Source organism: Streptomyces sp. NPDC091371 (assembly GCF_040684275.1).
Classification (GTDB): Bacteria; Actinomycetota; Actinomycetes; order Streptomycetales; family Streptomycetaceae; genus Streptomyces.
This window is the reverse complement of record NZ_JBFBFP010000020.1, coordinates 1-23963: the sequence shown is the minus strand read 5'-3', so window position 1 is coordinate 23963 and position 23963 is coordinate 1. Positions and strand designations below refer to the sequence as shown.

Annotated in this window: 20 protein-coding genes and 1 pseudogene; 13 read left to right on the top strand and 8 right to left on the bottom strand. The window is 73.7% G+C overall.

Annotated features, from left to right (window positions below; translation table 11 throughout):
- Positions 1–14: 14 nt before the first annotated feature.
- Together AB0O21_RS22035 and AB0O21_RS22030 are read left to right on the top strand one after the other, a co-directional pair.
- Positions 15–1748 carry an ABC transporter ATP-binding protein gene (locus AB0O21_RS22035; protein WP_365172929.1) on the top strand — a complete coding sequence of 578 codons (1734 nt, stop codon included), beginning with the start codon at positions 15–17 and terminating at the stop codon, positions 1746–1748.
- Positions 1745–3667, top strand: coding sequence for an ABC transporter ATP-binding protein (locus AB0O21_RS22030; protein WP_365172928.1), 1923 nt, complete (start codon positions 1745–1747; stop codon positions 3665–3667). The genes AB0O21_RS22035 and AB0O21_RS22030 overlap by 4 nt, the downstream gene beginning before the upstream one ends.
- A 48-nt stretch (positions 3668–3715) precedes the next feature.
- Here AB0O21_RS22030 and AB0O21_RS22025 read toward each other — a convergent pair whose 3' ends face one another.
- Positions 3716–4861 carry an RNA polymerase sigma factor gene (locus AB0O21_RS22025; RefSeq protein ID WP_365172926.1) on the bottom strand — a complete coding sequence of 382 codons (1146 nt, stop codon included), beginning with the start codon at positions 4859–4861 and terminating at the stop codon, positions 3716–3718.
- A gap of 113 nt (positions 4862–4974) precedes the next feature.
- Between AB0O21_RS22025 and AB0O21_RS22020 the strand changes: the two genes are divergently transcribed.
- Complete coding sequence (locus AB0O21_RS22020; protein ID WP_365172924.1) at positions 4975–5559, top strand: hypothetical protein; 585 nt, start codon at positions 4975–4977, stop codon at positions 5557–5559.
- On the top strand, positions 5556–6530 hold the full coding sequence (locus AB0O21_RS22015) for a nucleotidyl transferase AbiEii/AbiGii toxin family protein (protein WP_365172923.1): 975 nt from the start codon (positions 5556–5558) through the stop codon (positions 6528–6530). The genes AB0O21_RS22020 and AB0O21_RS22015 overlap by 4 nt, the downstream gene beginning before the upstream one ends.
- A 2-nt stretch (positions 6531–6532) precedes the next feature.
- Here the strand turns inward: AB0O21_RS22015 and AB0O21_RS22010 are convergent, their stop codons facing one another.
- The 3 genes from AB0O21_RS22010 to AB0O21_RS22000 form a co-directional block, all read right to left on the bottom strand.
- Positions 6533–8608 (bottom strand): molybdopterin oxidoreductase family protein, encoded by a 2076-nt coding sequence (locus AB0O21_RS22010; RefSeq protein WP_365172922.1) that lies wholly within the window; start codon positions 8606–8608, stop codon positions 6533–6535.
- A 292-nt stretch (positions 8609–8900) separates the two neighbouring features.
- Positions 8901–9722 (bottom strand): glucose 1-dehydrogenase, encoded by an 822-nt coding sequence (locus AB0O21_RS22005; protein WP_365172921.1) that lies wholly within the window; start codon positions 9720–9722, stop codon positions 8901–8903.
- A gap of 14 nt (positions 9723–9736) precedes the next feature.
- On the bottom strand, positions 9737–10351 hold the full coding sequence (locus AB0O21_RS22000; protein WP_365173060.1) for an ElyC/SanA/YdcF family protein: 615 nt from the start codon (positions 10349–10351) through the stop codon (positions 9737–9739).
- A 304-nt stretch (positions 10352–10655) separates the two neighbouring features.
- Between AB0O21_RS22000 and AB0O21_RS21995 the strand changes: the two are divergent.
- The 4 genes and pseudogenes from AB0O21_RS21995 (at position 10656) to dnaG (ending at position 16216) form a co-directional block, all read left to right on the top strand.
- Positions 10656–11527 (top strand): annotated as a pseudogene (locus tag AB0O21_RS21995) (sirohydrochlorin chelatase).
- A gap of 36 nt (positions 11528–11563) precedes the next feature.
- Positions 11564–12889 (top strand): deoxyguanosinetriphosphate triphosphohydrolase, encoded by a 1326-nt coding sequence (locus AB0O21_RS21990; RefSeq protein ID WP_365172920.1) that lies wholly within the window; start codon positions 11564–11566, stop codon positions 12887–12889.
- Between the two features lie 93 nt (positions 12890–12982).
- Positions 12983–14248 carry an FAD-dependent oxidoreductase gene (locus tag AB0O21_RS21985; RefSeq protein ID WP_365172918.1) on the top strand — a complete coding sequence of 422 codons (1266 nt, stop codon included), beginning with the start codon at positions 12983–12985 and terminating at the stop codon, positions 14246–14248.
- A gap of 54 nt (positions 14249–14302) precedes the next feature.
- A complete protein-coding gene (dnaG, locus tag AB0O21_RS21980; RefSeq protein ID WP_365172916.1) occupies positions 14303–16216 on the top strand; it encodes a DNA primase in 1914 nt (637 codons plus the stop codon).
- 337 nt (positions 16217–16553) lie between these two features.
- Here dnaG and AB0O21_RS21975 read toward each other — a convergent pair whose 3' ends face one another.
- Positions 16554–16976, bottom strand: a complete 423-nt coding sequence (locus AB0O21_RS21975; RefSeq protein WP_365172914.1) for a gamma-glutamylcyclotransferase family protein — start codon at positions 16974–16976, stop codon at positions 16554–16556.
- 155 nt (positions 16977–17131) lie between these two features.
- Here AB0O21_RS21975 and AB0O21_RS21970 point away from each other — a divergent pair, with 155 nt between their 5' ends.
- The 4 genes from AB0O21_RS21970 to AB0O21_RS21955 all read left to right on the top strand — a co-directional run bounded on the left by AB0O21_RS21970 (position 17132) and on the right by AB0O21_RS21955 (position 20644).
- A complete protein-coding gene (locus AB0O21_RS21970; protein ID WP_365172913.1) occupies positions 17132–17806 on the top strand; it encodes a hypothetical protein in 675 nt (224 codons plus the stop codon).
- Positions 17803–19077, top strand: a complete 1275-nt coding sequence (locus tag AB0O21_RS21965) for a HAMP domain-containing sensor histidine kinase (protein ID WP_365172911.1) — start codon at positions 17803–17805, stop codon at positions 19075–19077. Before AB0O21_RS21970 ends, AB0O21_RS21965 begins: the two co-directional genes overlap by 4 nt.
- 264 nt (positions 19078–19341) lie before the next feature.
- Positions 19342–19884, top strand: coding sequence for a hypothetical protein (locus AB0O21_RS21960; RefSeq protein WP_365172910.1), 543 nt, complete (start codon positions 19342–19344; stop codon positions 19882–19884).
- A gap of 130 nt (positions 19885–20014) precedes the next feature.
- Positions 20015–20644, top strand: coding sequence for a class F sortase (locus AB0O21_RS21955; RefSeq protein ID WP_365172909.1), 630 nt, complete (start codon positions 20015–20017; stop codon positions 20642–20644).
- Between the two features lie 10 nt (positions 20645–20654).
- Here AB0O21_RS21955 and AB0O21_RS21950 read toward each other — a convergent pair whose 3' ends face one another.
- The 3 genes from AB0O21_RS21950 to AB0O21_RS21940 are packed head-to-tail and all read right to left on the bottom strand — an operon-like array spanning position 20655 to position 23026.
- Positions 20655–21431 carry a TSUP family transporter gene (locus AB0O21_RS21950; protein ID WP_365172908.1) on the bottom strand — a complete coding sequence of 259 codons (777 nt, stop codon included), beginning with the start codon at positions 21429–21431 and terminating at the stop codon, positions 20655–20657.
- A gap of 36 nt (positions 21432–21467) precedes the next feature.
- Positions 21468–21716 (bottom strand): hypothetical protein, encoded by a 249-nt coding sequence (locus AB0O21_RS21945; protein WP_365172906.1) that lies wholly within the window; start codon positions 21714–21716, stop codon positions 21468–21470.
- 14 nt (positions 21717–21730) lie between these two features.
- Entirely contained in the window at positions 21731–23026 is a 1296-nt protein-coding gene (locus AB0O21_RS21940) for a ferredoxin reductase family protein (RefSeq protein WP_365172905.1), read from the bottom strand.
- A gap of 157 nt (positions 23027–23183) precedes the next feature.
- On the opposite strand from AB0O21_RS21940, the gene AB0O21_RS21935 reads away from it, so the two are divergent.
- Positions 23184–23963: FAD-dependent oxidoreductase (locus AB0O21_RS21935; protein WP_365172903.1), on the top strand; the 780-nt coding region annotated here is incomplete at its 3' end.

The window sequence follows — 23963 nt, the reverse complement described above, 5'->3', positions numbered from 1 at the left end:
ACCGGAGCCTGCGCGTGCTCATACGACTTCTGCGGACGCACCTGCGTCCGTACAAGAAACCCATCGGCGCGCTGGTCCTGCTGCAGCTGCTGCAGACCAGCGCGAGCCTCTACCTGCCCACCCTCAACGCGGACATCATTGACAACGGTGTCGTCAACGGGGACACCGGCTACATCCTGCGCTTCGGCGCACTGATGCTCGGCGTCTCGCTCATCCAGCTCGTCTGCAACGCCGGGGCCGTCTACTACGGCGCCCGGACCGCGGCCGCCGTCGGCCGCGACATCCGTGCGGGCGTCTTCGACCGGGTGCAGAGCTTCTCCGCCCGGGAGCTCGGCCAGTTCGGCGCCCCGTCGCTGATCACCCGTACGACGAACGACGTCCAGCAGATCCAGATGCTGGTGCTGATGACCTTCACGCTGATGGTCTCGGCGCCGATCATGTGCGTCGGCGGCATCTTCATGGCGCTCTCGCTCGACGTGCAGCTGTCGGGCGTGCTGCTCGCGGTGGTCCCCGTGCTCGGCATCTCGGTCGGCGCGATCGTCTTCAAGACGCGGCCGCTGTTCCGCAAGATGCAGGACCGGCTCGACACCGTGAACCGGGTGCTGCGCGAGCAGATCACCGGCAACCGGGTGATCCGCGCCTTCGTCCGCGACGACTACGAGAAGGACCGCTTCCGGGACGCCAACGCGGACCTCACCGGTGTCTCGCTGGCCGCCGGCAAGCTGCTGGCCTACATGTTCCCCACCGTGATCCTGGTCGTGAACATCTCCAGCGTCGCCGTCATCTGGTTCGGCGCCATGCGCGTCGACACCGGCGACATGGAGATCGGCCAGCTGACGGCCTTCCTCGCCTACCTGATGCAGATCGTCATGGCCGTGATGATGGCCACCTTCATGTTCATGATGGTGCCGCGCGCCGAGGTCTGCGCCGAGCGCGTCCAGGAGGTCCTGGACACCCACTCCAGCGTGGTCCCGCCCACCGACCCGGTGCGCGAGCTGTCCCGGCACGGGCTGCTGGAGCTGCGCGGCGCCGACTTCCGCTACCCGGGCGCCGAGGCCCCGGTGCTGCGCGGGGTGAACCTGGTGGCCCGCCCGGGGGAGACCACCGCGGTGATCGGCTCCACCGGCAGCGGCAAGTCCACCCTGCTGGGCCTGGTCCCGCGGTTGTTCGACGCGACCGGCGGCGAGGTGCTCGTCGACGGCGAGGACGTGCGCCGGCTCGACCCGGAGCTGCTGGCCAGGACGGTCGGCATGGTCCCGCAGAAGCCGTACCTGTTCTCCGGAACAGTCGCTTCCAACCTGCGCTACGGACGCCCGGACGCGACCGACGAAGACCTGTGGCGGGCCCTGGAAGTGGCCCAGGCCAAGGAGTTCGTCTCCGCGCTGGAGGGCGGGCTCGAAGCCCCCGTCACCCAGGGCGGTACGAACGTCTCCGGCGGCCAGCGCCAGCGCCTGGCCATCGCCCGCACCCTGGTGCAGCGCCCGGAGATCTACCTCTTCGACGACTCCTTCTCGGCCCTGGACTACGCGACGGACGCGGCGCTGCGCGCGGCGCTCGCCCGCGAGACCGAGGACGCGACCGTGGTCATCGTCGCCCAGCGGGTCTCCACGATCCGCGACGCCGACCGGATCATCGTGCTGGACGAGGGCGAGGTCGTGGGCGAGGGACGCCACCACGAGCTGATGGCCGGCAATGAGACCTACCGGGAGATCGTGCTCTCCCAGCTGACGGAGGCGGAGGCCGCATGAGCGGGCCCGGAGGACGGATGATGATGGGGCCGGCCCAGCGGTCCCTGGACTTCAAGGGATCGGGCAAGCGACTTCTGGGCCAGCTCGCCCAGGACCGGGCCAAGCTGTGGGGCATGGTCGCGGCCGTCGTCGGCAGCGTCGGCTGCGCGGTCGTCGGCCCGAAGATCCTCGGCGAGGCCACCGACCTGGTGTTCGCGGGGATCGTCGGCCGCCAGATGCCGGAGGGCATCACCAAGCAGCAGGCGCTGGACGGGATGCGCGCCAAGGGCGAGGGCGGGATGGCGGACATGCTGTCCGGCACCGACTTCACCCCGGGCCGGGGCATCGACTTCGGCGCGGTCGGGGTCGTGGCGGTCTGGGCGCTGGTGGTCTTCACGCTGGCCGGTCTGCTGATGCTGGTGGCGACGCGGCTGTCGAACCACGTCATGAACGGCACCGTGTACCGGATGCGCGAGGAGCTCCAGGCGAAGCTGTCGCGGCTGCCGCTCTCGTACTTCGACCAGCAGAAGCGCGGCGAGGTGCTCAGCCGGGCCACGAACGACATCGACAACATCGGGCAGACGCTCCAGCAGACGATGGGTCAGCTGCTGAACTCGCTGCTGACCATCGTCGGCGTGCTCGCGATGATGTTCTGGATCTCACCGCTGCTGGCGCTGGTCGCGCTGGTGACCGTGCCGGTCTCGGTCGTCGTCGCGGCGAAGATCGGCAAGAAGTCGCAGCCGCAGTTCGTGGCGCAGTGGAAGACGACCGGTGCGCTGAACGCCCACATCGAGGAGATGTACTCGGGGCACAACCTGGTCAAGGTCTTCGGCCGGCAGAAGGAGTCCGCAGCGGTCTTCGCCGAGCAGAACGAGGCGCTGTACCGGGCCTCGTTCAAGGCGCAGCTGGTCAGCGGGCTGATGCAGCCGGTGATGTTCTTCATATCGAACATCAACTACGTGCTGGTCGCGGTCGTCGGCGGTCTGCGGGTGGCCTCGGGCACCCTGTCGATCGGTGACGTGCAGGCCTTCATCCAGTACTCGCGGCAGTTCTCGATGCCGCTGTCGCAGGTCGCGTCGATGGCGAACCTGGTGCAGTCCGGCGTCGCCTCGGCGGAGCGGGTCTACGAGCTGCTGGACGCCGAGGAGCAGGAGCCGGACGCCGAGGTTCCGGAGCGGCCGGAGGAGCTGCGCGGGCAGGTCACCCTCGACAAGGTGGCCTTCCGCTACGAGCCGGACAAGCCGCTGATCGAGAACCTGTCGCTGACGGTCGAGCCGGGTCACACGGTCGCGATCGTCGGCCCGACGGGCGCCGGCAAGACCACGCTCGTCAACCTGCTGATGCGGTTCTACGAGGTCACGGGCGGGGAGATCGCCCTGGACGGCGTGGACATCGCGAAGATGACCCGCGAGGAGCTGCGCGGCTCCATCGGGATGGTGCTCCAGGACACGTGGCTGTTCGGCGGCACGATCGCGGAGAACATCGCCTACGGGGCCTCGCGCGAGGTGACGCGCGCCGAGATCGAGGAGGCCGCGCGGGCGGCCCACGCGGACCGGTTCATCCGCACCCTGCCGGACGGCTACGACACCGTGCTGGACGACGAGGGCGCGGGCGTCAGCGCGGGCGAGAAGCAGCTGATCACCATAGCCCGGGCGTTCCTGTCGGACCCGGTGATCCTGGTCCTCGACGAGGCGACGAGCTCGGTCGACACCCGTACCGAGGTGCTGATCCAGAAGGCGATGGCGCGCCTCGCGCACGGCCGTACCTCCTTCGTGATCGCGCACCGGCTGTCCACGATCCGCGACGCGGACGTGATCCTGGTGATGGAGAGCGGCTCGATCGTCGAACAGGGCACGCACGAGGAGCTGCTGGCCTCGGGCGGCGCGTACGCGCGGCTGTACGAGGCGCAGTTCGCGCAGGCGGTGGCCGAGGTCGACTGACCTCGCCGGAGCGGGCGGGGGCGTCCCTCGGGGCGCCCCCTCACCGTTTCAGTCCAGGTAGCCGCGCAGCTGATCGGCGAAGGCGTGGTCCCGCAGCTTGTTGAGGGTCTTGGACTCGATCTGGCGGATCCGCTCGCGGGTCACGCCGAAGATCCGGCCGATCTCCTCCAGGGTGCGCGGGCGGCCGTCGGCCAGCCCGTAGCGGAGCTGGACCACCTTGCGCTCCCGCTCCCCCAGCGTCGAGAGGACCGCTTCCAGGTGCTCGCGCAGCAGGAAGAACGCGGCGGACTCCACGGGCGAGGCGGCGTCGCCGTCCTCGATGAGGTCGCCGAGCGCGACGTCGTCCTCCTCGCCGACCGGCGCGTGCAGCGAGACCGGCTCCTGGGCGAGGCGGAGCACCTCCATGACCCGCTCGGGGGTCAACTCCAGGTGCACGGCGACCTCTTCGGCCGTGGGCTCGTACCCCCGCTCCTGGAGCATGCGGCGCTGCACCCGGACGACGCGGTTGATGAGCTCCACGACGTGGACGGGCACGCGGATGGTGCGGGCCTGGTCGGCGAGGGCCCGGGACATCGCCTGCCGGATCCACCAGGTGGCGTACGTGGAGAACTTGTACCCGCGGGCGTAGTCGAACTTCTCGACGGCCCGGATGAGCCCGAGGTTCCCCTCCTGCACGAGGTCGAGCATGGTGAGCCCGCGGCCCACGTACCGCTTCGCGACGGAGACCACGAGGCGCAGGTTCGACTCGATGAGCCGGCGCTTGGCCATCCGGCCCATGACGACGAGCTTGTCGAGGTCGACGGCGAGCTGGGAGTCCAGGTCGGGGGTGCTGCCGAGCTTCTCCTCGGCGAACAGGCCGGCTTCTACGCGCCTCGCGAGGTCGACCTCCTCGGCGGCGGTGAGCAGCGGGATCCTGCCTATCTCGCGCAGGTACTGGCGGAACAGGTCGGCGGACGGCCCCGCTCCGCCTCCGCCGTCCGCGCTGCTGCGCCTGCGCTGCGCCGGTACGGGCTGCTCGATCAGCTCCAGTACCTCGGGCCCGGGTTCGGCATCGGAATCGGGCTCGGGCTCTTCGTCCACGGCTTCGACCTCCGAGGACTCGCTCTCGTTCACGGTCAGGGTCCGGGTCTGCACGGGGGCGACCTCCAGGGCTCCGAGGACGGGGGCACCGCACCTCAGTGTGGGGTACGACACATCGCGGCCACGAGGGGCGTGCGAGCACTTTCTGAGTCCGGCGCGTGACCGATGGTTACCCCCCTGCGGGAATCCCGATGCGGACCGGACGCATGTCCGAGAAGATCGGCTCCATGTCTTCGTACGAAACCCACGTCACGGTGCGCTGCCCGGACGCGGAGTCGCTGGCCCGGCTCGACGCGTGGGCCGGGGCGCGGGAGTTGAAGGTGACGCACATCGTGCTGGCCCGTGGCCGGATGGTGTCGCAGCCGATGCTGACCCTGCGGGACCGGACGGGGCACGAGCGGCTGGTGCCGGAGCTGCGGGCGGCGGGCTTCGACCCGGTCCGCGTCAAGGTGGAGACGGTCCCCTGGACCACGGACCGCCCGGGCCCGGGCGGCGGCTACTTCGAGCACCACCTGAAGCTGCGGCTGCCGGCCGCCTACGACCACGCGGCGCTGGAGTCCCTGGTGGTCCCGCACGGGGCCCACCTGTCGTGGAACGCCCGCCGGGTCCTGGCCGGAGGCGCGGCGCACGAGCGGTTCGTGACCCAGCGGTGGCGGGGGACGGCGGCGGGGGCGGGGGCGGCGTGCGATGCGCTGATCGCTGCGCTCGGCTCGGCGGGGTTCGAAGTCCGCTCGGAGGAGCGGGAGTTCGTGCTGTACGACAGTGACCTGTCGGTGGACGACGGGTGGATCGAGGAGGGGACGCCCCGATGAGTTCGTGGTCGGAGTTCGGGCTGCGGAGCACGCACCTGCCGCAGGAGCCGCTGGACGAGACGACACGGGCCGCGCGGCACCTGCCGCTGACGCTGCGGCCGGTGGCCGGTGCCGACGTGCGCCAGCGGGCGGTCTTCGACCCGTCGCTGCGCCACCACTTCCAGGCCTACCGGGCCGGCGACCCGGTCTTCGACGACCCGGATCGGACGGTCGCCTGGGCCCGGGCGCGGCGGGCCGCGATGGACGCCGTGCTGGTGGCCCTCGCCGGATCCCCGTGGGTGGACTCCCTCGTGCTGCGCGGGAGCGTGCTGCTCGCGGACCGGTTCGGGGAGGCGTCGCGGGAGCCGGGTGACCTGGACTTCGTCGTGGTGCCGTCGACGTGGGCGATGGAGGGCGCGCGGACGCGGGCCATGCTGGACGGGATCGCCGCGGCGGCCGACGGGCAGGCCGGGATCAAGGCGTCGGGGGCGGTGTGCGAGGACATCTGGACGTACGACCGGGTGCCGGGACGCCGAATGGTCCTGCCGTGGTCCGTTCCGGGCCTGCCGGCCGGGCAGGTGCAGATGGACTTCGTCTTCAACGAGAAGCTCGCCGAGCCGCCGGAGCCGGTCGAGCTCTCCTGCGGGGCGACGGTGCTGGCGGCCACACCCGCGCTGTCCCTGGCGTGGAAGGTGCTGTGGCTGGTCAGCGACCGTCATCCCCAGGGCAAGGACCTGTACGACGCGGTGCTGCTGGCCGAGCGGTACGCGCTGCCGAACGCCCTGGTGCAGGAGGTGTTCCGGGAGGCGGGGGAATGGCCGTACCCGAACAACGAACTGACGCTGGCGCACATCGCGCACCTCGCCCCGGACGGCTACGTCGGCGCCGAGTGGGAGCACTTCGAGGCGGAGTACCCGCACCTGGCCGGGCCGGGTGAGGAGGCGTTCATCGCGCGCCTGGTCGAGGCCCTGCGGCCGACCTTCGCCGAGTAGCCCTAGGCCGGCTCGACGCGGACCGCGCACACCTTGAACTCCGGCATCCGGGACGTGGGGTCCAGCGCCGGGTTGGTGAGGGTGTTGGCGCGGCCCTCGCCCGGCCAGTGGAACGGCATGAAGACCGTGTCCGCGCGGATGGCGTCGGTGATCCGGGCCGGGGCCACCGCGCGGCCGCGGCGGGAGACGACCGCCAGCGGGGCGCCCTCGACGGCGCCGAGGCGGGCGGCGAGGCGGGGGTGGAGCTCCACGAAGGGGCCGGGGGCGGCCGCGTTGAGCTCGTCCACCCGGCGGGTCTGGGCCCCCGACTGGTACTGGGCGACCACGCGGCCGGTGGTCAGGAGCAGCGGGTAGTCGGCGTCGGGGACTTCCGCGGCCTCGCGGTGGGAGACGGGGACGAATCGGGCCCGGCCGTCGTCGGTGGCGAAGCGGTCCAGGAAGAGGCGGGGCGCGCCCGCAGTGCCCTCCGGGCAGGGCCAGAAGACGCCCTGCTCGGCTTCGATGCGGGCGTAGCTGATGCCCGAGTAGTCCGCCGGGCCGCCGGCCGAGGCGCGGCGCAGTTCGTCGAAGACCTCCTCGGGGGCGGTCGGGAAGCCCTTGTCCACGCCCAGCCGGGCGGCGAGCTCGTGCAGCACGTACAGGTCGGTGCGGACTCCCGGCGGCGGGGTCAGGGCGCGGCGCCGGAGCAGGACGCGGCCCTCCAGGTTCGTGGTGGTGCCTGTCTCCTCCGCCCACTGGGTGACCGGGAGGACCACGTCCGCGAGGGCGGCCGTCTCGGAGAGGACCACGTCGGCGACCGCGAGGAAGTCGAGGGAGCGGATGCGGTCCTCGATGTGGGCGGCGCGGGGGGCCGACACCACGGGGTTGGAGCCCATGAGGAGGAGCGCCTTCACGTCCGTGCCGAGGGCGTCGAGGAGTTCGTAGGCGCTGCGGCCCGGGCCGGGGAGGTCTGCGGGGTCGATGCCCCACACCCCGGCGACGTGCTCGCGGGCCGCCGGGTCGGTGAGCTTGCGGTAGCCGGGGAGCTGGTCGGCCTTCTGGCCGTGCTCGCGGCCGCCCTGGCCGTTGCCCTGGCCGGTGAGGCAGCCGTAGCCGGAGAGCGGGCGGCCGGCCCGGCCGGTGGCCAGGCACAGGTTGATCCACGCGCCGACGGTGTCGGTGCCCTTCGACTGCTGCTCGGGGCCGCGGGCGGTCAGCACCATGGCGGATTCCGGGGCGCAGAACATCGCCACCGCCTCGCGGAGCCTGGGCACCGGCACGCCCGTGATGCGTTCGACCAGCTCGGGCCAGTGCGCCATCGCGGCCGCCCGGGCCTCCTCCCAGCCGCTGGTCCGCTCGGCGATGAACTCCTCGTCCGTGCGCCCCTCCGCCACCACGAGGTGCAGCAGGCCCAGGGCGAGGGCGAGGTCGGTACCGGGGCGGGGGGCCAGGTGCAGGTCGGCCTGCTCGGCGGTGCGCGTACGGCGGGGGTCGATGACGATCAGCGTGCCGCCGTTGGCCTTGAGTTCGGTGAGGTAGCGCAGGGCGGGCGGCATGGTCTCGGCCAGGTTGGAGCCGACGAGGATCACGCAGCCGGTGCGGGGGATGTCCTCCAGCGGGAAGGGCAGCCCCCGGTCGAGCCCGAAGGCGCGCTGGTGCGCGGCGGCCGCCGAGGACATGCAGAAGCGGCCGTTGTAGTCGATCTGCGAGGTGCGCAGGGCCACGCGGGCGAACTTGCCGAGCGCGTACGCCTTCTCGTTGGTGAGCCCGCCGCCGCCGAAGACCCCGACGGCGTCCGGCCCGTACGCCCGGCCCGTGCGGGTGAGGCCCTCGGCGACGCGGTCGAGGGCCTCCCCCCAGGTGGCCGGCTCCAGCCGCCCTGCGTGGGTGCGGACGAGCGGCTGGGTCAGGCGCACCCGGGAGGAGAGCACGGCGGGGGCGGTACGGCCCTTGCCGCAGAGCGCGCCCCGGTTGACCGGAAAGTCCGCCCGCTCCTCGACCACCACACCAGCCCCGCCCGGCCCAGGGCGGAGGTTCATGCCGCACTGCAGCGCGCAGTACGGACAGTGCGTGGCGGTGACGGAGTCCGAGGTGTGCATACGGCCCAGCGTGAGTCGCCGGTGTTACGAGCACCGCCGCCCCGCGTTACGAGTCCGGGTGCGACGCCTCAGCGCCGGCCACCGGCTCCGGTGAGGCCCGAAGCCGAGGCCGCCGGCCCCGCGGGGGTCGGGTGTGCGGTGGGGCGTCCCGGCAGGCCCCGGCGGCACCTCGCGTGCGGGCCGCTGCGCGGGGCCTTCCCCCACCCCGCCCCTTCCCGGCGTACCGAATATGCGACTCCGCCGCGTGGGGGGCTCCGCCCCCAGACCCCCGGTCCTCAAACGCCGGCGAGGCTCACTGGCCGGTCAGGTACTTCACGGTCAGGCCGGCCGTCCAGCCGCCGTCCACCGCGAGCTCCGCGCCCGTCATGTACCCGGCCGCGTCCGAGAGGAGGAAGGCGATCGCGGCGGCGATCTCCTCGGGGACGCCGACCCGGCCCAGCGGGGCGCCCGGGTAGTTGCCCTCGCCGGCCTGGATGCCGATCGGCGCCGTCATCGGGGTCAGCGTCATACCGGGGTGCACGGAGTTGACGCGGATCTTCGCCTCTGCGAGCTCGACCGCGCCGATCTTCGACAGGCCGCGCACACCCCACTTGGAGGCCCCGTACCCGGCGGTGAGCGCGAGACCGGTCAGTCCGGCGGCGGAGGATATGTTGACGATGGAGCCGCCCCCGCCCGCACGCAGCAGCGGGATCGCGGCCTTGATGCCGATGAACACGCCGACCAGGTTGATCTCGATGACCTGGCGGAAGTGCTCGACGCTCTCGTGCTCCAGGAACTGGCCGCTGGATATCCCGGCGTTGTTGACGAGCCCGTCGATCCGGCCGAACTCGGCGACCGCGTACTCCAGCGCCGCCGCCCAGTCCGCCTCGCTCGTCACGTCGTGCCGGATGAAGCGCGCCGCGTCGCCGAGCTTGGCGGCCGTCTCGGCGCCCTCCGCCTCCAGGACGTCGGTGATCAGCACCCGGCCGCCGCCGTCCACGACGGCCTGCGCCGCCGCGGCGCCGAGGCCACGGGCTCCACCGGTGATGACGACGACCTTGCCGCTCAGATCCACAACAGCCACGGTTCCACACCTCTGCTCGTACAGACAGATCGGTATATGACTAATCGGCATAGCCGACATCGCCGTCAGTCTGCCAGAGCGGCCAGGGCCCGCGACACCCCCGGCTCCTTCGGCCCCAGGAACCGCGGCTCGGGCTTGAAGACCGCGTCCAGCGCCGCCTTGCCGGCCGCGAACACCTCGCGGGTCCCGCCGTAGTACCAGGTGGCGTCGTGCTCGTCGTCGACCCCGACCCCGTACGACTCGACACCCGCGGCCTGACACAGGGCCACGGCCCTGCGTATGTGGAAGCCCTGGCTGATCAGCACGGCCCGGTCGACCCCGAAGATCCGCTTGGCCCGCACGCACGAGTCCCAGGTGTCGAAGCCCGCGAAATCGCTGACGATCCGGTCGCCCGGCACCCCCTGCCCGGTGAGGTACGTGCGCATCGCGTTCGGCTCGTCGTACTCGGTGCGGCTGTTGTCCCCGGTGACCAGGACGACCTTGACCTTGCCGGACCGGTACAACTCGGCGGCGGCGTCGAGCCGGTTGGCCAGATAGGGCGTCGGTCTGCCGTTCCACAGGCCGGCCCCGAAGACCACGGCCACCTCACCGGCCGGCGCCTGCGCCGTCGTCCCCAGCCGGTCGGCGGCCGCCGCGTGCGTCCACGCCGACGGCAGCAGCGCCAGTACGCACCCCGCCATCACCACCCGCACGGCCCGCCGCCGCGCCCGCACCCCCCGCAGCACCCTCGGCACCCTCGGCACCCTCGGCCGCCGGCCCGCCACCGCCGTAGCCCAGCTCTTGATCCCCATGACCACTCCCCCGCACATCCCACGTCTCACCACGCACGCCTCACGCGCCGTTCGCACAGATTGACGATCACCCCCCGGCCGCCAGTTCCGCCGACGCCGCCTTTCACTCGTACGAATGACCGGGTGAGCAGGCGGAAAACACCCGTCACCCCGGCGCAACGCATCGGCAACCTGCGGCGCGCAGGATCGGTCCATGACGGAGCCGGTGCACCCTCCCGCCATCCCGCCCCTCCCCTTCGGCAGCACGGCCGAGCTGCTGACCCGGATAACCGACCAGCTCGGCACGCAGCTCAGCGGGCTGCGGCCGCCCCGCGCCCGCCCCCACGGAGACCGCCCATGCAGCAGCCCACCCTCGTCGCCGTGGCCCACGGCAGCCGTGACCCGCGCGCCCTGCACACCGCCCTCGCCCTCCTCGACCGGGTCCGCGAGCTCCGGCCCCGCCTCGACGTCCGGCTCGGGCACATCGAGCTGAGCCGGCCGCTGCTCGACGACACCCTGAGCGAGGCGTCCGGCGCGGCGGTGCTCGTACCGCTGCTGCTGGGCCGCGGCTACCACGTGAAGCGGGACCTGCCCGCGGCCGTCGCCCGCGCCACGCACCTGCGCACCCGCGTCGCCGCACCCCTCGGCCCGCACCCGCTGCTCGTGGAGGCCCTGTACGAACGCCTCGTGGAGGCCGGCTGGACCCCGGCCGCCGGCGCGGCCGTCGTGCTCGCCGCGGCCGGCTCCCGCGACCCCGACTCGGCCGCCGACACCCGCCGCACCGCCGCCCTGCTGTCCGAACGCCTCGGCGGCGCGCCGGTGGTACCCGCCTACGCCTCGGCCGCCGCGCCCACCGTGCCCGACGCGGTCCGGGCCCTGGCGGCCCGTGGCCACCACCGAGTCGCCGTTGCCTCGTACTTCGCCGCGCCCGGCCGGTTCGCCGCCCAGTGCGCATCGGCCGCCCCCGACCTGGCCGCCGCCCCCCTCGGCGACCACCCGGCCCTCGCCCGGCTGCTGCTCCACCGCTACGACGAGGCCCTCGCCCAGCCCGCGAGCCCCCTTCGGCCGGAACTCGTCTCCGCCTGATCCCGGTTTGTCGGAGGTTCCGGTTACCGTCAATTCATGGAAGGCACCGCGCACGCCCCCGCAGACGACCTCGACGACCTCTACGACGCCTCCGCCACCGAACGCTGGGCCGCCGAGCCCGACAAGCGGCCCGGCCGGACCGCCTTCCAGCGCGACCGGGCGCGCGTCCTGCACTCCGCCGCGCTGCGCCGGCTCGCCGGAAAGACCCAGGTGGTCACCCCCGGCAGCCGTTCGTACGACTGGGACGCCAGTCCCCGTACCCGCCTGACGCACTCGCTGGAGTGCGCCCAGGTCGGCCGGGAGCTGGGCGCCGCGCTCGGCTGCGATCCCGATCTGGTCGAGGCCGCCTGCCTCTCCCACGACATGGGGCACCCGCCGTTCGGCCACAACGGCGAGGAGGCGCTGAACGAATTCGCCAAGGACTGCGGCGGTTTCGAGGGCAACGCCCAGTCGCTGCGGCTGCTGACCAGACTGGAGCCGAAGCGGTTCGTGCCCGACCCGCGAAGCGGGGAGCTGGTGAGCGTCGGCCTCAACCTCACCCGGGCCTGCCTGGACGCCGCCACCAAGTACCCGTGGGCCCGCGGCGGGCACCCCACCGACCCCGACTCGGTGAAGTTCGGCGCGTACGAGGACGACCTGCCGGTCTTCGAGTGGCTGCGCCGCGGCGCTCCCGCGGACCGCAAGTGCTTCGAGGCGCAGGTCATGGACTGGGCGGACGATGTCGCGTACTCCGTCCACGACTTCGAGGACGGCCTGCACGCCGGCCACCTCGACCCCAACCTGCTCTTCGCCGAGCCCGAGCGCGCCGCGATCTGGCGGGTGGCCATCGGCCGCTACGTCCCCGCCGACACGGCGCCCGAGGAGCTGCGCGAGGCCCTCGACCGGCTGATGGAGCAGGAGTGGTGGCCGCACGGGTACGACGGTTCGGCCGTGGCCCAGGCCCGGCTGAAGGACGCCACGAGCCAGCTGATCGGGCGGTTCTGCCTGGCGGCCGAGGGGGCGACGCGGGAGGCGTACGGCAGCGGCCGGCTGACCCGGTACGGCGCGGAGCTGGTGGTGCCCCGGGCCGCGCGCAACGAGTGCGCGGTGCTGAAGGCGGTCGCCGACCTGTACGTGATGCAGCGCGACGAGCAGGAGCGGATCCGCGCCGACCAGCGCATCGTCCTGGCCGAACTCGCGGAGGCGCTCCAGGCCCGCGCGCCCGAGGGGCTGGACCCCCAGTTCCGGGCGATCTTCGACGCGGCGCCGGACGAGAAGGCCAGGAAGCGGGCGGTCATCGACCAGATCGCGTGTCTCACCGACGCATCCGCCCGTTCGCTGCACGCCCGTCTCACCCAGCGCACGCGACGCGCCGAAGGGTGAGTTGATCGGGCCACTCCCCCTTCACGCGGCAGGCTCAGTGCGGGACGCTCGCATGTGGTCGCATGTGGCGGTGAGGTTATGAGGAGGCATCAGGTGGTCGACGCACACCGGACATTCGTCATCGTCGGCGCTGGGCTCGCCGGAGCGAAAGCAGCCGAGACGCTGAGGTCCGAGGGGTTCACGGGGCGGGTGATCCTGATCGGCGACGAGCGCGACCATCCCTACGAGCGTCCCCCGCTGTCCAAGGGCTACCTGACGGGCAAGGAGGAGCGCGAGAGCGTCTTCGTCCACGAGCCGTCCTGGTACGCGGCCTCCGACATCGAGCTGCACCTCGGCCAGCCCGCCGTCCACCTCGACCGCGAGGCCAGGAAGGTGGTCCTCGGCGACGGCACGGCACTGCACTACGACAAGCTGCTGCTGGCCACCGGGGCCGAGCCGCGCCGCCTCGACATCCCGGGCACGGGCCTGGCCGGGGTGCACCACCTGCGCCGGCTCGCCCACGCGGAACGGCTGAAGGGCGTACTGGCCACCCTCGGCCGGGACAACGGCCACCTGCTGATCGCGGGCGCCGGCTGGATCGGTCTGGAGGTCGCCGCAGCGGCCCGCGGGTACGGCGCCGAGGTGACCGTGATCGAGCCGGAGGCGACCCCGCTGTACGCGGTGCTCGGCCCGGAGATCGGCCGGCTCTTCGGGGACCTGCACACCGACCACGGGGTGCGCTTCCACTTCGGGGCCCGGCTCACCGAGATCGTCGGCCACGACGGCATGGTGCTGGCGGCCCGTACGGACGACGGGGAGGAGCACCCGGCGCACGCGGTGCTCGCCGCGATCGGGGCGGCGCCGCGGACCGCGCTCGCCGAGACCTCCGGGCTGGCCCTGGTCGACCGGGAGCACGGCGGCGGGATCGCCGTGGACGCCTCGCTGCGCACCTCGGACCCGGACGTCTACGCGGTCGGGGACGTGGCGGCCGCGCACCATCCGGTGCTCGGGACCCGGCTGCGGGTGGAGCACTGGGCGAACGCCCTCAACGGCGGTCCGGCGGCCGCGCGGGCGATGCTGGGCCAGGACGTCGAGTACGACCGGGTGCCGTACTTCTTCTCCGACCAGTACGACGTGGGTCTGGAGTACTCGGGCTACGCGCCGCCCGGCGGCTACGACCAGGTGCTGATCCGGGGCGACGCGGGCAAGCGCGAGTTCATCGCCTTCTGGCTCTCGGACGGGCGGGTGCTGGCCGGGATGAACGTGAATGTGTGGGATGTCACCGAGCACATCCAGGCCCTGATCAGGTCAAAGGCCCGGGTGGACCGCGAGGCCCTCGCGGACCCGTCCGTTCCGCTTGAGTCGCTGATCCCGGCCTAGACGACCCCGAGGGGGCCTGACGGGTTTGTCGGTGTCCGGCCGTAGACTTCACGGGTGGCAGGACGGATCAATGACGACGACGTGAAGGCGGTACGGGACGCGGTCCCGATCGACGCCGTGGTCTCCGACTACCTCCAGCTGCGCAACGCGGGCGGCGGCAACCTCAAGGGCCTCTGCCCCTTCCACGACGAGAAGTCCCCGTCCTTCCAGGTCAGCCCCAGCAAGGGCCTCTACCACTGCTTCGGCTGCCAGGCCGGCGGGGACACCCTCGACTTCATCATGAAGATCGACCACCTCTCCTTCTCGGAGGCGGTCGAGCGGCTCGCCGGCCAGGCGGGCATCACCCTGCGCTACGAGGAGGGCGGTTACACCGCCGGCACCAGCGGCCGCGGCGAGCGCATCCGGCTCGTCGAGGCGCACAAGGCCGCCGCGCAGTTCTACGTGGACCAGCTGGGCAGCCCCGAGGCGGAGATCGGCCGCCGCTTCCTGGCGGAGCGCGGCTTCGACCAGGCCGCGGCCGCGCACTTCAGCGTGGGCTACAGCCCGGCCGGCTGGGACCACCTGACCCGCTTCCTGCGCGGCAAGGGCTTCACCGACAAGGAGCTGATCACCTCCGGGCTCGCCCAGGACAGCCGCAGCGGCAAGCCCATCGACCGCTTCCGCGGCCGGCTGATGTGGCCGATCCGCGACATCAGCGGCGAGGTGGTCGGCTTCGGCGCGCGGAAGCTGCGCGACGACGACAACGGCCCCAAGTACCTGAACACCCCCGAGACGGCGATCTACAAGAAGTCCCAGGTCCTCTACGGCATCGACCTCGCCAAGAAGGAGATCGCGAAGGGCTCGCGGGCCGTGGTGGTCGAGGGCTACACGGACGTGATGGCCTGCCACCTGGCCGGCGTCACGACCGCGATCGCGACGTGCGGCACGGCCTTCGGCGGGGACCACATCAAGATCCTGCGCCGCCTGCTGATGGACAACGCGACCGCCGAGGTGATCTTCACCTTCGACGGCGACGCGGCCGGCCAGAAGGCCGCGCTGCGGGCCTTCGAGGACGACCAGAAGTTCGCCGCGGAGACCTCGATCGCGATCACGCCGGGTGGTATGGACCCCTGCGACCTGCGGCTCGCGCAGGGGGACGCGGCGGTGGCCTCGCTGGTGGAATCCCGTACTCCGCTGTTCGAGTTCGCGCTGCGGCACATCGTCGCCCGGCACAACCTGGAGAACCCGGCGGGGCGCGCGGCCGCCCTGGACGAGGCGGCTCCGGTCGTCGCCAACATCAAGAACATCGCGATCCAGCACGAGTCGGCGGTCCAGCTGGCGGGCATGCTGGGCATCCGCGACGAGCAGTTCGTGGTCAAGCGGGTCGCGCAGCTGGCGCGGTGGGCGCGGGAGCGCGGCGGCCAGCCCCAGCAGGGCGGCGGCCGGAACCGCGGCCCGGCGTACGAGACCGCCGCGGCGCCCGCTCCCGCCCAGCCGGCGGCCGGGGGCCCCGCGCTGAACCTGCGCAGCCCGGCCCACCGCACCGAGCGCGAGCTGCTGAAGCTGGCGCTGCAGCGCCCGGCCCTGGTCTCCCCGGCCTTCGACGCCTACGGGATCGACGAGTTCACCGCCCCGCCCTACGCGGCCGTGCGCCAGGCCATCCAGGACGCGGGCGGCGCCTCGCTGGGCGCCGATGACTACCTGGCCCGGGTCCGTGAGGCCGCGCCGAACGACACCGTGCGCGCGCTGGTCACCGAGCTCGCGGTCGAGGCCATCCACGCGAAGACGGTGGACGAGATGTACGCGGGGGTCCAACTGGTCCAGGTACGGCTGCGCGCCGTGGACCGCCGGGTGCACGAGATCCAGGGCACGCTGTCCCGGCTGGGCGCGCAGGCGCCGCCGGAGCAACTGGCCGCCGTACAGGAGGAGCTGTGGGTGCTCCAGCAGTACGGGCAGCGCCTGCGCAACCGGGGAGCCGAGGGGCTGTAGCCCCGGTCATTACAGCCCGCCCGACGCTTGAGCCCCGGGGTCCGGGGCGGACCCCCAGGTCTTTCCGGCCGGTCCGCACCCTCCAGCCCGTCCGGCGTTTGAGGACCGGGGCCGGGCAGAGCCCGGTTGAGGGAAGGGGCGGGGTGGGGGAAGGCCCCGCGCAGCGGCCCGAGTGGCAGGGGCCGCCGAGGTCGGGCGCGCGCCGGGGTACCTCCTCGGGCTCCGAACGTTTCCAGGGGTCGAAGGGCCGAGGGTGGCCCAGTTCGGAGCCCTGCGGGGGCACCCCGCCGCGCACCCAACCACGGCGGGGGTGGTGTGGGCCGCGGGCGGAGACCCCCTAGCGGCGCAGCCAGTCGCCGCTCGGTATCTCGGTGCCCGAGTCCGCTAGGCGGAGGGCCAGCAAGGGGGCCGCCAGGTAGACCCAGGCGCGGACCGGGGTGCCGTCGGGGCGCACGGCCTCGCAGTCGATGCGGTCGTACACGTTCCCCGGGCGGCCCGGGCCCCGGTACTCCTCCAGCAGGTCCAGCGCGGCCAGCAGTTGCCCGTACGCGTCCGGTGTGGCGGTGATCAGCTCCCCGGTGATCTCCGAGCCGGGGCGGTGGACGGCGTACGGGTAGCCGGGGCCGTCGTAGAGCGCCGCGTCCGGGAGGCTGGCGGGCTCCTCCGAGACGGTGCGTCCGCGCAGGAACAGGTCGTGGTTGACCTCCCCCGGCCGCAGGGTCCCGTAGACGAAGAACGGGAGCTGGACGACCGATGTCACGGGGCCCTCCTTCGGGTATGGCGCGGCCGGGCCGAAAGTCCCGAGTTTCCCGGGTCACTCCACCGTACGCACCGCTGTTACACAACCTCCCGGTGCCCGTGACCCCCGCCGTCTAGCGTCGGCTCGTCCCTTCCCCTCCCACGGTTCTGCCCCTCATGACACCTTCGCCCCGAAGCCTCCTCGCCACCGTGCTGTGCGCCTGCGCGCTCGCCGCCGGCGGCTGCGCCGCGCCCGGCGGGCTCGGTGCGGCTTCGCCCGCGCCGCCCGTGTCGATGCAGCCGCGCCCCGAACCGCTCTGGCCGGCCTGGACCGCCGCCCCCGGCGCGTCGGTGGGCAGGCGGGAGCCGCCGCCGAGGCCGCTCAAGAACGCCCCCGTGCTGGGCCCGTCCGGGCTGCGCGGGGTGGAGCCCGGGGAGGTCGCCCGCGCCGACCCCCGCATGAAGCCGTACGTCGGCTCGGGCACCTCCCTCCGGGCGCCGGGCCGGGCCGGGCTGCGCCCGCCGGTCTACAAGGACCTGACCGGCGACGGGAATCCCGATCTCGTCGTCGCCGCCGACATGGCCACCGGCCGTTCGGCGCTGAGCGTCTACGCGGTGGCGGACGGAAAGATCGTGTCCGTGCTCTTCACCATCGGCCGGCAGCTGACGGCCGAGGCCATCGGCTCCGACCTGCTCGTCCGGACCGCCGCCGACGACGGCTCCGAGCAGGCCGTCCGCTACCACTGGGACGGCGACCGGATGACGGTGGTCAACGACGAACGGACCTTCCGCACGCCCGACTCCGAGTGCGCCCCCGGATCTCCGGCACCAGACGGACGGAGCGCCCGGTGAGGGGCGCCCTGGTCCGCTGCCGGCGGCTGGTGCGGGCGCTCGGCCTGCGCTGGAAGATCTCCGTGCTGCTCGCCGTCGGCTGCTCCCTCGTCGCGGTCGCCATCGGGCTGCTCATCCACGAGGCGCGGACCCGCCAGATCGGCGACGCGGCGCGGGCGAGCGCCACCGCCCAGCTGATCAGCGTACGGAAGCTGTACGAGCTCACCGGCCGGCTCGACTTCGACAAGGGCGGCGACGGCGACGGCCGGATCGACTCGCCGAACCTGCCGCATCCGCTGCGGGCCGCGGCCCTCGCCGGGGAGCGCAGCACCTACCTCGACCTGTCCGGCCCGGAACCGGCCGTGTGGGCCGCCCGGCCGATCGGCGGGGAACACGTGCTCTCCGTACGGCAGTCGCTGGCGGACGAGCGCGCCGAGCTCGCCGACCTGGACGCGCAGCTCGTGGCGTACGGGGCCCTGATCGTGGCTCTCGCGGCGACCGGCGGGGCGCTGCTCGCCAGCCGTCTGAGCCGGGAGCTGCGGACGGCGGCGGAGACGGCCCGCCGGATCAGCGCGGGTGAGCTGGACGCGCGGATCGGGCCGCCGGGGCTGCCGGGGAGCCGCGACGAGGTCGCGGAGCTGTCCTCGGCGGTCGACACGATGGCGGCCAGCCTCCAGCAGCGGCTGGAGGCCGAGCAGCGGTTCACCGCGGACGTGGCGCACGAGTTGCGGACCCCGCTGACGGGCTTGCACACGGCGGCCGAGCTGCTGCCCGCGGGGCGGCCGACGGAGCTGGTCCGGGACCGGGTTTCGGCGTTGCGGACGCTGACCGAGGACCTGCTGGAGGTGGCCCGGCTCGACGCGAACCGGGAGGAGCCGCAGCTGGAGGCGCACCGGCTGGGCCCGCTGGTGGAGTCGGTCACGCGGCGCTCGGGGGTGCCCGCGCTGGTCGTCGGCGCGGCGGAGGAGGCGTACGTGCGCACCGACGTGCGGCGCCTGGAGCGCATCCTGACGAACCTGCTGGCCAACGCCCGGCGGCACGGCGGGGGTCCGGTGACGGTGACGGTGTCGGGGACGACGGTGACGGTCCGGGACCGGGGGCCCGGTTTCCCGGAGCGGGTGCTGCGCGAGGGCCCGCAGCGGTTCCTGACGGGCGCGGCCGAACGCGGCCAGGGCACGGGGCTGGGCCTGACCATCGCGCTCGGCCAGGCGCAGGTGATCGGCGCCCGGGTGACCCTCGCGAACGGGGAGCCCTCGGGCGCCGTGGCCGCGGTGATGCTGCCGGCGGCCTGAGCGGCGGGCACCGTGCCGCAGGGGTGTCCGGGTCCGGCGCTCCCGTGTTTCCCCCGGTCCTCGGCGGGGATGCGGGGCCGGCGGATTCCCCTGCCCTCACCCGGACGGGGTGGGGACACACGGATGGCCGCGCCGACCCCTCTGACGTGCGCGAACGCGGGGCCGCAGGGCGAGCCGGGCACTATCTGACGAGACATCAGCAGGCGCTGAGCGGGAGGGCCGGGTTACCTCGGAAACACGACCCCGTGTCTCCAGGAGAACCCCATGCGCCGACGTACCGCACACGCGCTGACCGCGACCGCGCTGACCGCCGCCGCGTTCACCGGCCCGGTGGCGGGTGCGGTCGCGGCCGCGGACCTCGGCCTCGTGGGCTTCGCGCCCGGGGACTTCGCCCCGCTGGAGGTGTGGCCCAAGTCCGCCGCCGGCGGCGCCACGGTCACCGTGAACACCACCGCCTGCGGTCCCGGCAGCCATGCCGAGGGCGATGCGACGACGGTCGGCGGCGGCCGCTTCAAGCTGGTCCCCACCACCCACAAGGAGGTGGTCGTGGGGCAGTTCCAGGTCGCCCGCGGCACCCGCCCGGGGACCTACGACATCGGAGTGACCTGCGCGAACGGCAAGTTCGCCACGGGCGACCTGGCCGTCACCGAACGCGGCCCCCAGGGCCACGTCCACACCGGGGTGGGCGGTGGCACGACCACCACCACCGACCCCGCCAAGATCGCGGCGGGAGCGGCAGTGCTGGCCGCTACCGCCGTCGGCGGTACCTGGCTCCTGCGTCGCCGGGCGAGCGGCACGCGGAGCTGACGGACGCCCACCGCGGCTCCGGCCGCGGTCCGACCGGTACCGTCCCCCGTCGCCCGCCCCGCGAGGTCCCCCCCGTTCGCGGTGCGGGCGACGGCCAGTCACCCGACACGGACGCCTAGGGGGAACACGGATGGGTGGGGCCCACAGGGGTCTGCGGGGCCGCGGCGGCCTCGTCGCGATCGCCGCGTTCGTCGGTATCTGGCTCGTGACCAGCGGCTCGCGCGAGCCGGTCGGACCCCCGCTGCCCTCCCCCGCCGAGGCCCTGACCGCCGCCGGCACCGCGGGCCCGGGCATCGCGCCGCTCCCCGGCTCCCCGCCCCGGCGGATCCGGATCCCCTCCATCCGGGTCGACGCCCCGCTGACCGGGCTCGGCCTGGAGCCGGGCGGCAGCCTCGAAGTGCCCCCGCCCGCCCGGCGCGACCTGGCCGGCTGGTACCGCGAGGGCACCACCCCGGGCGCCGCCGGCACCGCGCTCGTCGCGGGGCACGTGGACGACTCCGCGGGCCCCGGGGTCTTCTACCACCTGGGGGCGCTGCGCCGCGGGGCGTCCATCGAGATCGCGCGCGCGGACGGCCGTACGGCGGTGTTCACGGTCCACGCGGTCGAGGTCTACGACGCCGGGGCCTTCCCCGACGGCCGCGTGTACGGGCCTTCGCCGCGCGCCGAGCTACGGGTGATCACCTGTGGCGGCGGCTTCTCGCCGCGCACGGGGTACCGCGGCAACGTGGTCGTCTTCGCCCACCTGACCGGGACCTACTGACCCGCCCCGGTCAGCCCCACTGCTCGAAGCCGAGCTTGACCACCAGCGCGCCCACCACCGTCAGCAGCACTCCGCGGACGAAGCCGCTGCCCTTCTTGAGTGCCATGCGGGCGCCGATCATTCCGCCGGCCAGGTTGAACACCGCCATCAGTGCGGCCAGCTGCCAGAGCACCATGCCCTGGTAGGCGAACATCGCGAGCGCCCCGGCGTTGGTGCAGCAGTTGACGATCTTGGCGGTGGCCGAGGCGGTGACCAGGTCGAGGTGGAGCAGCGCCGTCAGCGCGAGCACCAGGAAGGTGCCGGTGCCGGGGCCGATGAGGCCGTCGTAGAAGCCGATGCCGAGGCCGGCGAGCCCGATGGCGAGCAGCACCCGCTGCCGGCTGACGGGCGAGGTGGAGGGAGCCGTTCCGAAGGCGGGCCTGAAGAGCACGAAGGCGGCGACGACCACGAGCACCACCATGATCAGCGGGCGGAGCGCCTCCTTGCTGATGCCCCCGGCGAGCGCGGCCCCGCCCATCGAGCCCACCAGCGCGGCCAGGCCGATACGGACGGCGAGCTTCACGTCCACCGGGGCCTTGCGGACGTACGTGACGGCCGCGCCCGCGGTGCCGACGATGGCCACGGCCTTGTTCGTGCCGAGGACGGTGGCGGGGTGGGCGTTCGGCAGGCCGAGGAGCAGGGCGGGCAGGAGCAGCAGGCCGCCGCCGCCCACCACCGCGTCGATCCAGCCGGCCGCCGCGGCGGCCACGCACAGCACGATGATCATGGTTGTTGATATGTCAGGCACGACCCGACCTTATGAAGCTGTCAGGTGCAGGTGCCATCAATCCGTGAAAACTTGCGCAAAGGTTGAGCTTCGCCCCTCCGCGGCCGCCCGGTCCGGGGCCACCGGAGCCGCCGGGTCCAGCGCCGCCGTCAGCAGGCTCGCGGCCAGCACACTGGCCAGCCCCAGCCCGACGGCCAGGCGCCGCTCGGGCCGTACGGAGACCAGGACGGACGGCCTGCGGGGCTTGCGGTGCCGGGCGGCAGGGGCGACGGGTACGGACAGGGTGACGTGGAGCGGGTGGCGCACGGCGCGGCGACCTCTCAGAAGCTGAAGCACTCGGAATGGATACGACCGGTCGGCACCCCGGCCCGCAGCAGCGCGGCCCTGGTCGCGCCGGCCATCCCCGGCGGCCCGCACAGGTACACGTCGTGCTCGGCGAGCTCCGGCACCAGCGCGGCCAGCGCCTGCGGGGCCAGCGGGTCGTAGGCGGCGCCGGACGGCCCGAGCAGGTAGTGCAGCCCGGCCTGCCGCTCGGCGGCGATGGCCTCCAGCTCGGAGCGCAGTACGAGGTGCTCCTCGGCCCCCGCCCGGTAGAGGAGGGTGATGTCCCCGGGGCCGCCGGGCAGGGTCTCGAACAGGGCCCGCATCGGGGTGATGCCGACCCCGCCCGCGATGAGCAGCACCTTGGGCCGGGTCCGCCGGGCGGCGGTGAGCGCGCCGAACGGCCCGGTGGCCAGGACCCGCGTGCCGGGGCGCAGTCGGCGGATCCGCCGGGAGTGGCCGCCGAGCCCCTTGACGGTGATCCGCAGGGTGTCCCCGTGCACCGGCGCGGACAGCGAGAACGGCAGGGCCGTGTGCCACAGCCGCCGCTCCAGGAACCGCCAGCGCAGGAACTGCCCCGGCTCCGCGCGCAGTTCCGCCAGGTGCTCCCCCCGGATCACGACGGAGACCACCCCGGGCCCCTCGGCCCGTACCTCCGCGACCCGCAGCGCGTGCCGCAGGGCCTGGCGACCGGGGACCACCGCCCGGTACCAGACCAGCAGGACGGCGACCACGGTGTGGGCGAGCGCCCAGAACCAGGCGACCGGGGCCAGGTCCGGCCCGGCGATCTGGTGCGCGAAGCCGAGTGCGGCGGCGAGGTACACGAGCAGGTGCACGCCCCGCCAGGTTTCGTGCGACACCCGGCGGCGTACCGGCCGGGCGGAGGTCACGCCGACCGCGGCCAGGAGGACGGTCCCGGCCGCGGCGGCGGCGAGCGCGGGGTAGTCGAGCAGCTCCCGGACGGCGGAGACCACGTCGACTTCCTCGTGCACGGCGTATCCGAGCAGGGCGAACAGCCCGTGCCCGAAGCAGAGCAGCAGTACGTACCGGCCGCCGAGCGCGTGCCAGCGGGCGAGCCGGTCTGCGCCGACCCCGTGCTCGACGGCGGGCACCCGGGCCATCAGGAACAGCAGCACGAGCACCCCGTAGCCGGCGAGCAGCCCGGTCAGGTGCGCGGCGGTCGCAAACAGCGCGTCGGGCCGGGCCGAAGGCCGCACCTGCACCGCCCAGAGCAGGGCCACCACCCCCGCCCCGCCGAGCATCCCGCCCCTGACCCGCGCCACCGCATCTCGCATACGAAGCACGCTAAGGGCCCCGGAGGCGGCGCGGTTGATCCTTAAGGCGGCGTTGAGGGAGGCCTCACCGACCCTTAACCCCCGCGCTGAGGTCGGCGTTCCGTCCGGGTAACAGGGGCGATCCGGCGGGGAAACAGCGGCCGCGCACGCTCATGGCATGACCTCGGAACAGCGTGTGGTGGTGATCGGCGGCGGCCTCGCGGGCCTGCGACTCGCCGCGCGGCTGAACGGTGCGGCGGCGGTGACCGTCCTCGGCGAGGAGAGCCGCGTCCCCTACAACCGGGTGCTGCTCGCCGAGGTCCTCGCGGGCCGGTACGCGCCGGAGGTGACCGCCCTCCCGGCGGTCGGACCGGTGCTGCGGCGCGGGGTCCGCGCGGTCCGCGTCGACCGGGCCGACCGGACCGTCCACTGCGACGACGGCGCGGCGCTGCCGTACGACACCCTCGTACTGGCGACCGGCTCGAACGCCGTGCTCCCGCCGCTGCGGGGGCTGTTCGAGCCGGAGGGCCGGGACCTCCCGGAGGGGGTGCACGCGTTCCGCACGATGGACGACTGCCTGGCCCTCTCGGCGGCCGTGCGCCCCGGGGTGCGGGCGGTGGTGATCGGCGGGGGCCTCCTCGGCGTCTCGGCGGCCCGTGCGCTGGCCGCGCGGGGCGCGCAGGTGGTGCTGGCGCAGCAGGGCGAGCGCCTGATGGAACGCCAGCTGGACGCCGATGCCGCTGCGCTGCTGCACGCCCACCTGAGCGCGCTCGGCGTGGAGATCCACACGGAATGCCGGGTCCGCGGCCTGACGACGTCTGCGGGTCCGCTCCCGGGGCTCCGGCCCGGACCCCGGGGGGGCGGCCACCCCCGCGCCGGCACCCCCCGCCCCCCCGCCGCGGGGGGGGCGGGGGGGGGGGCGGCCCGCGGCGGCGCGGGGGGGCGGCGGCGCGCCGCG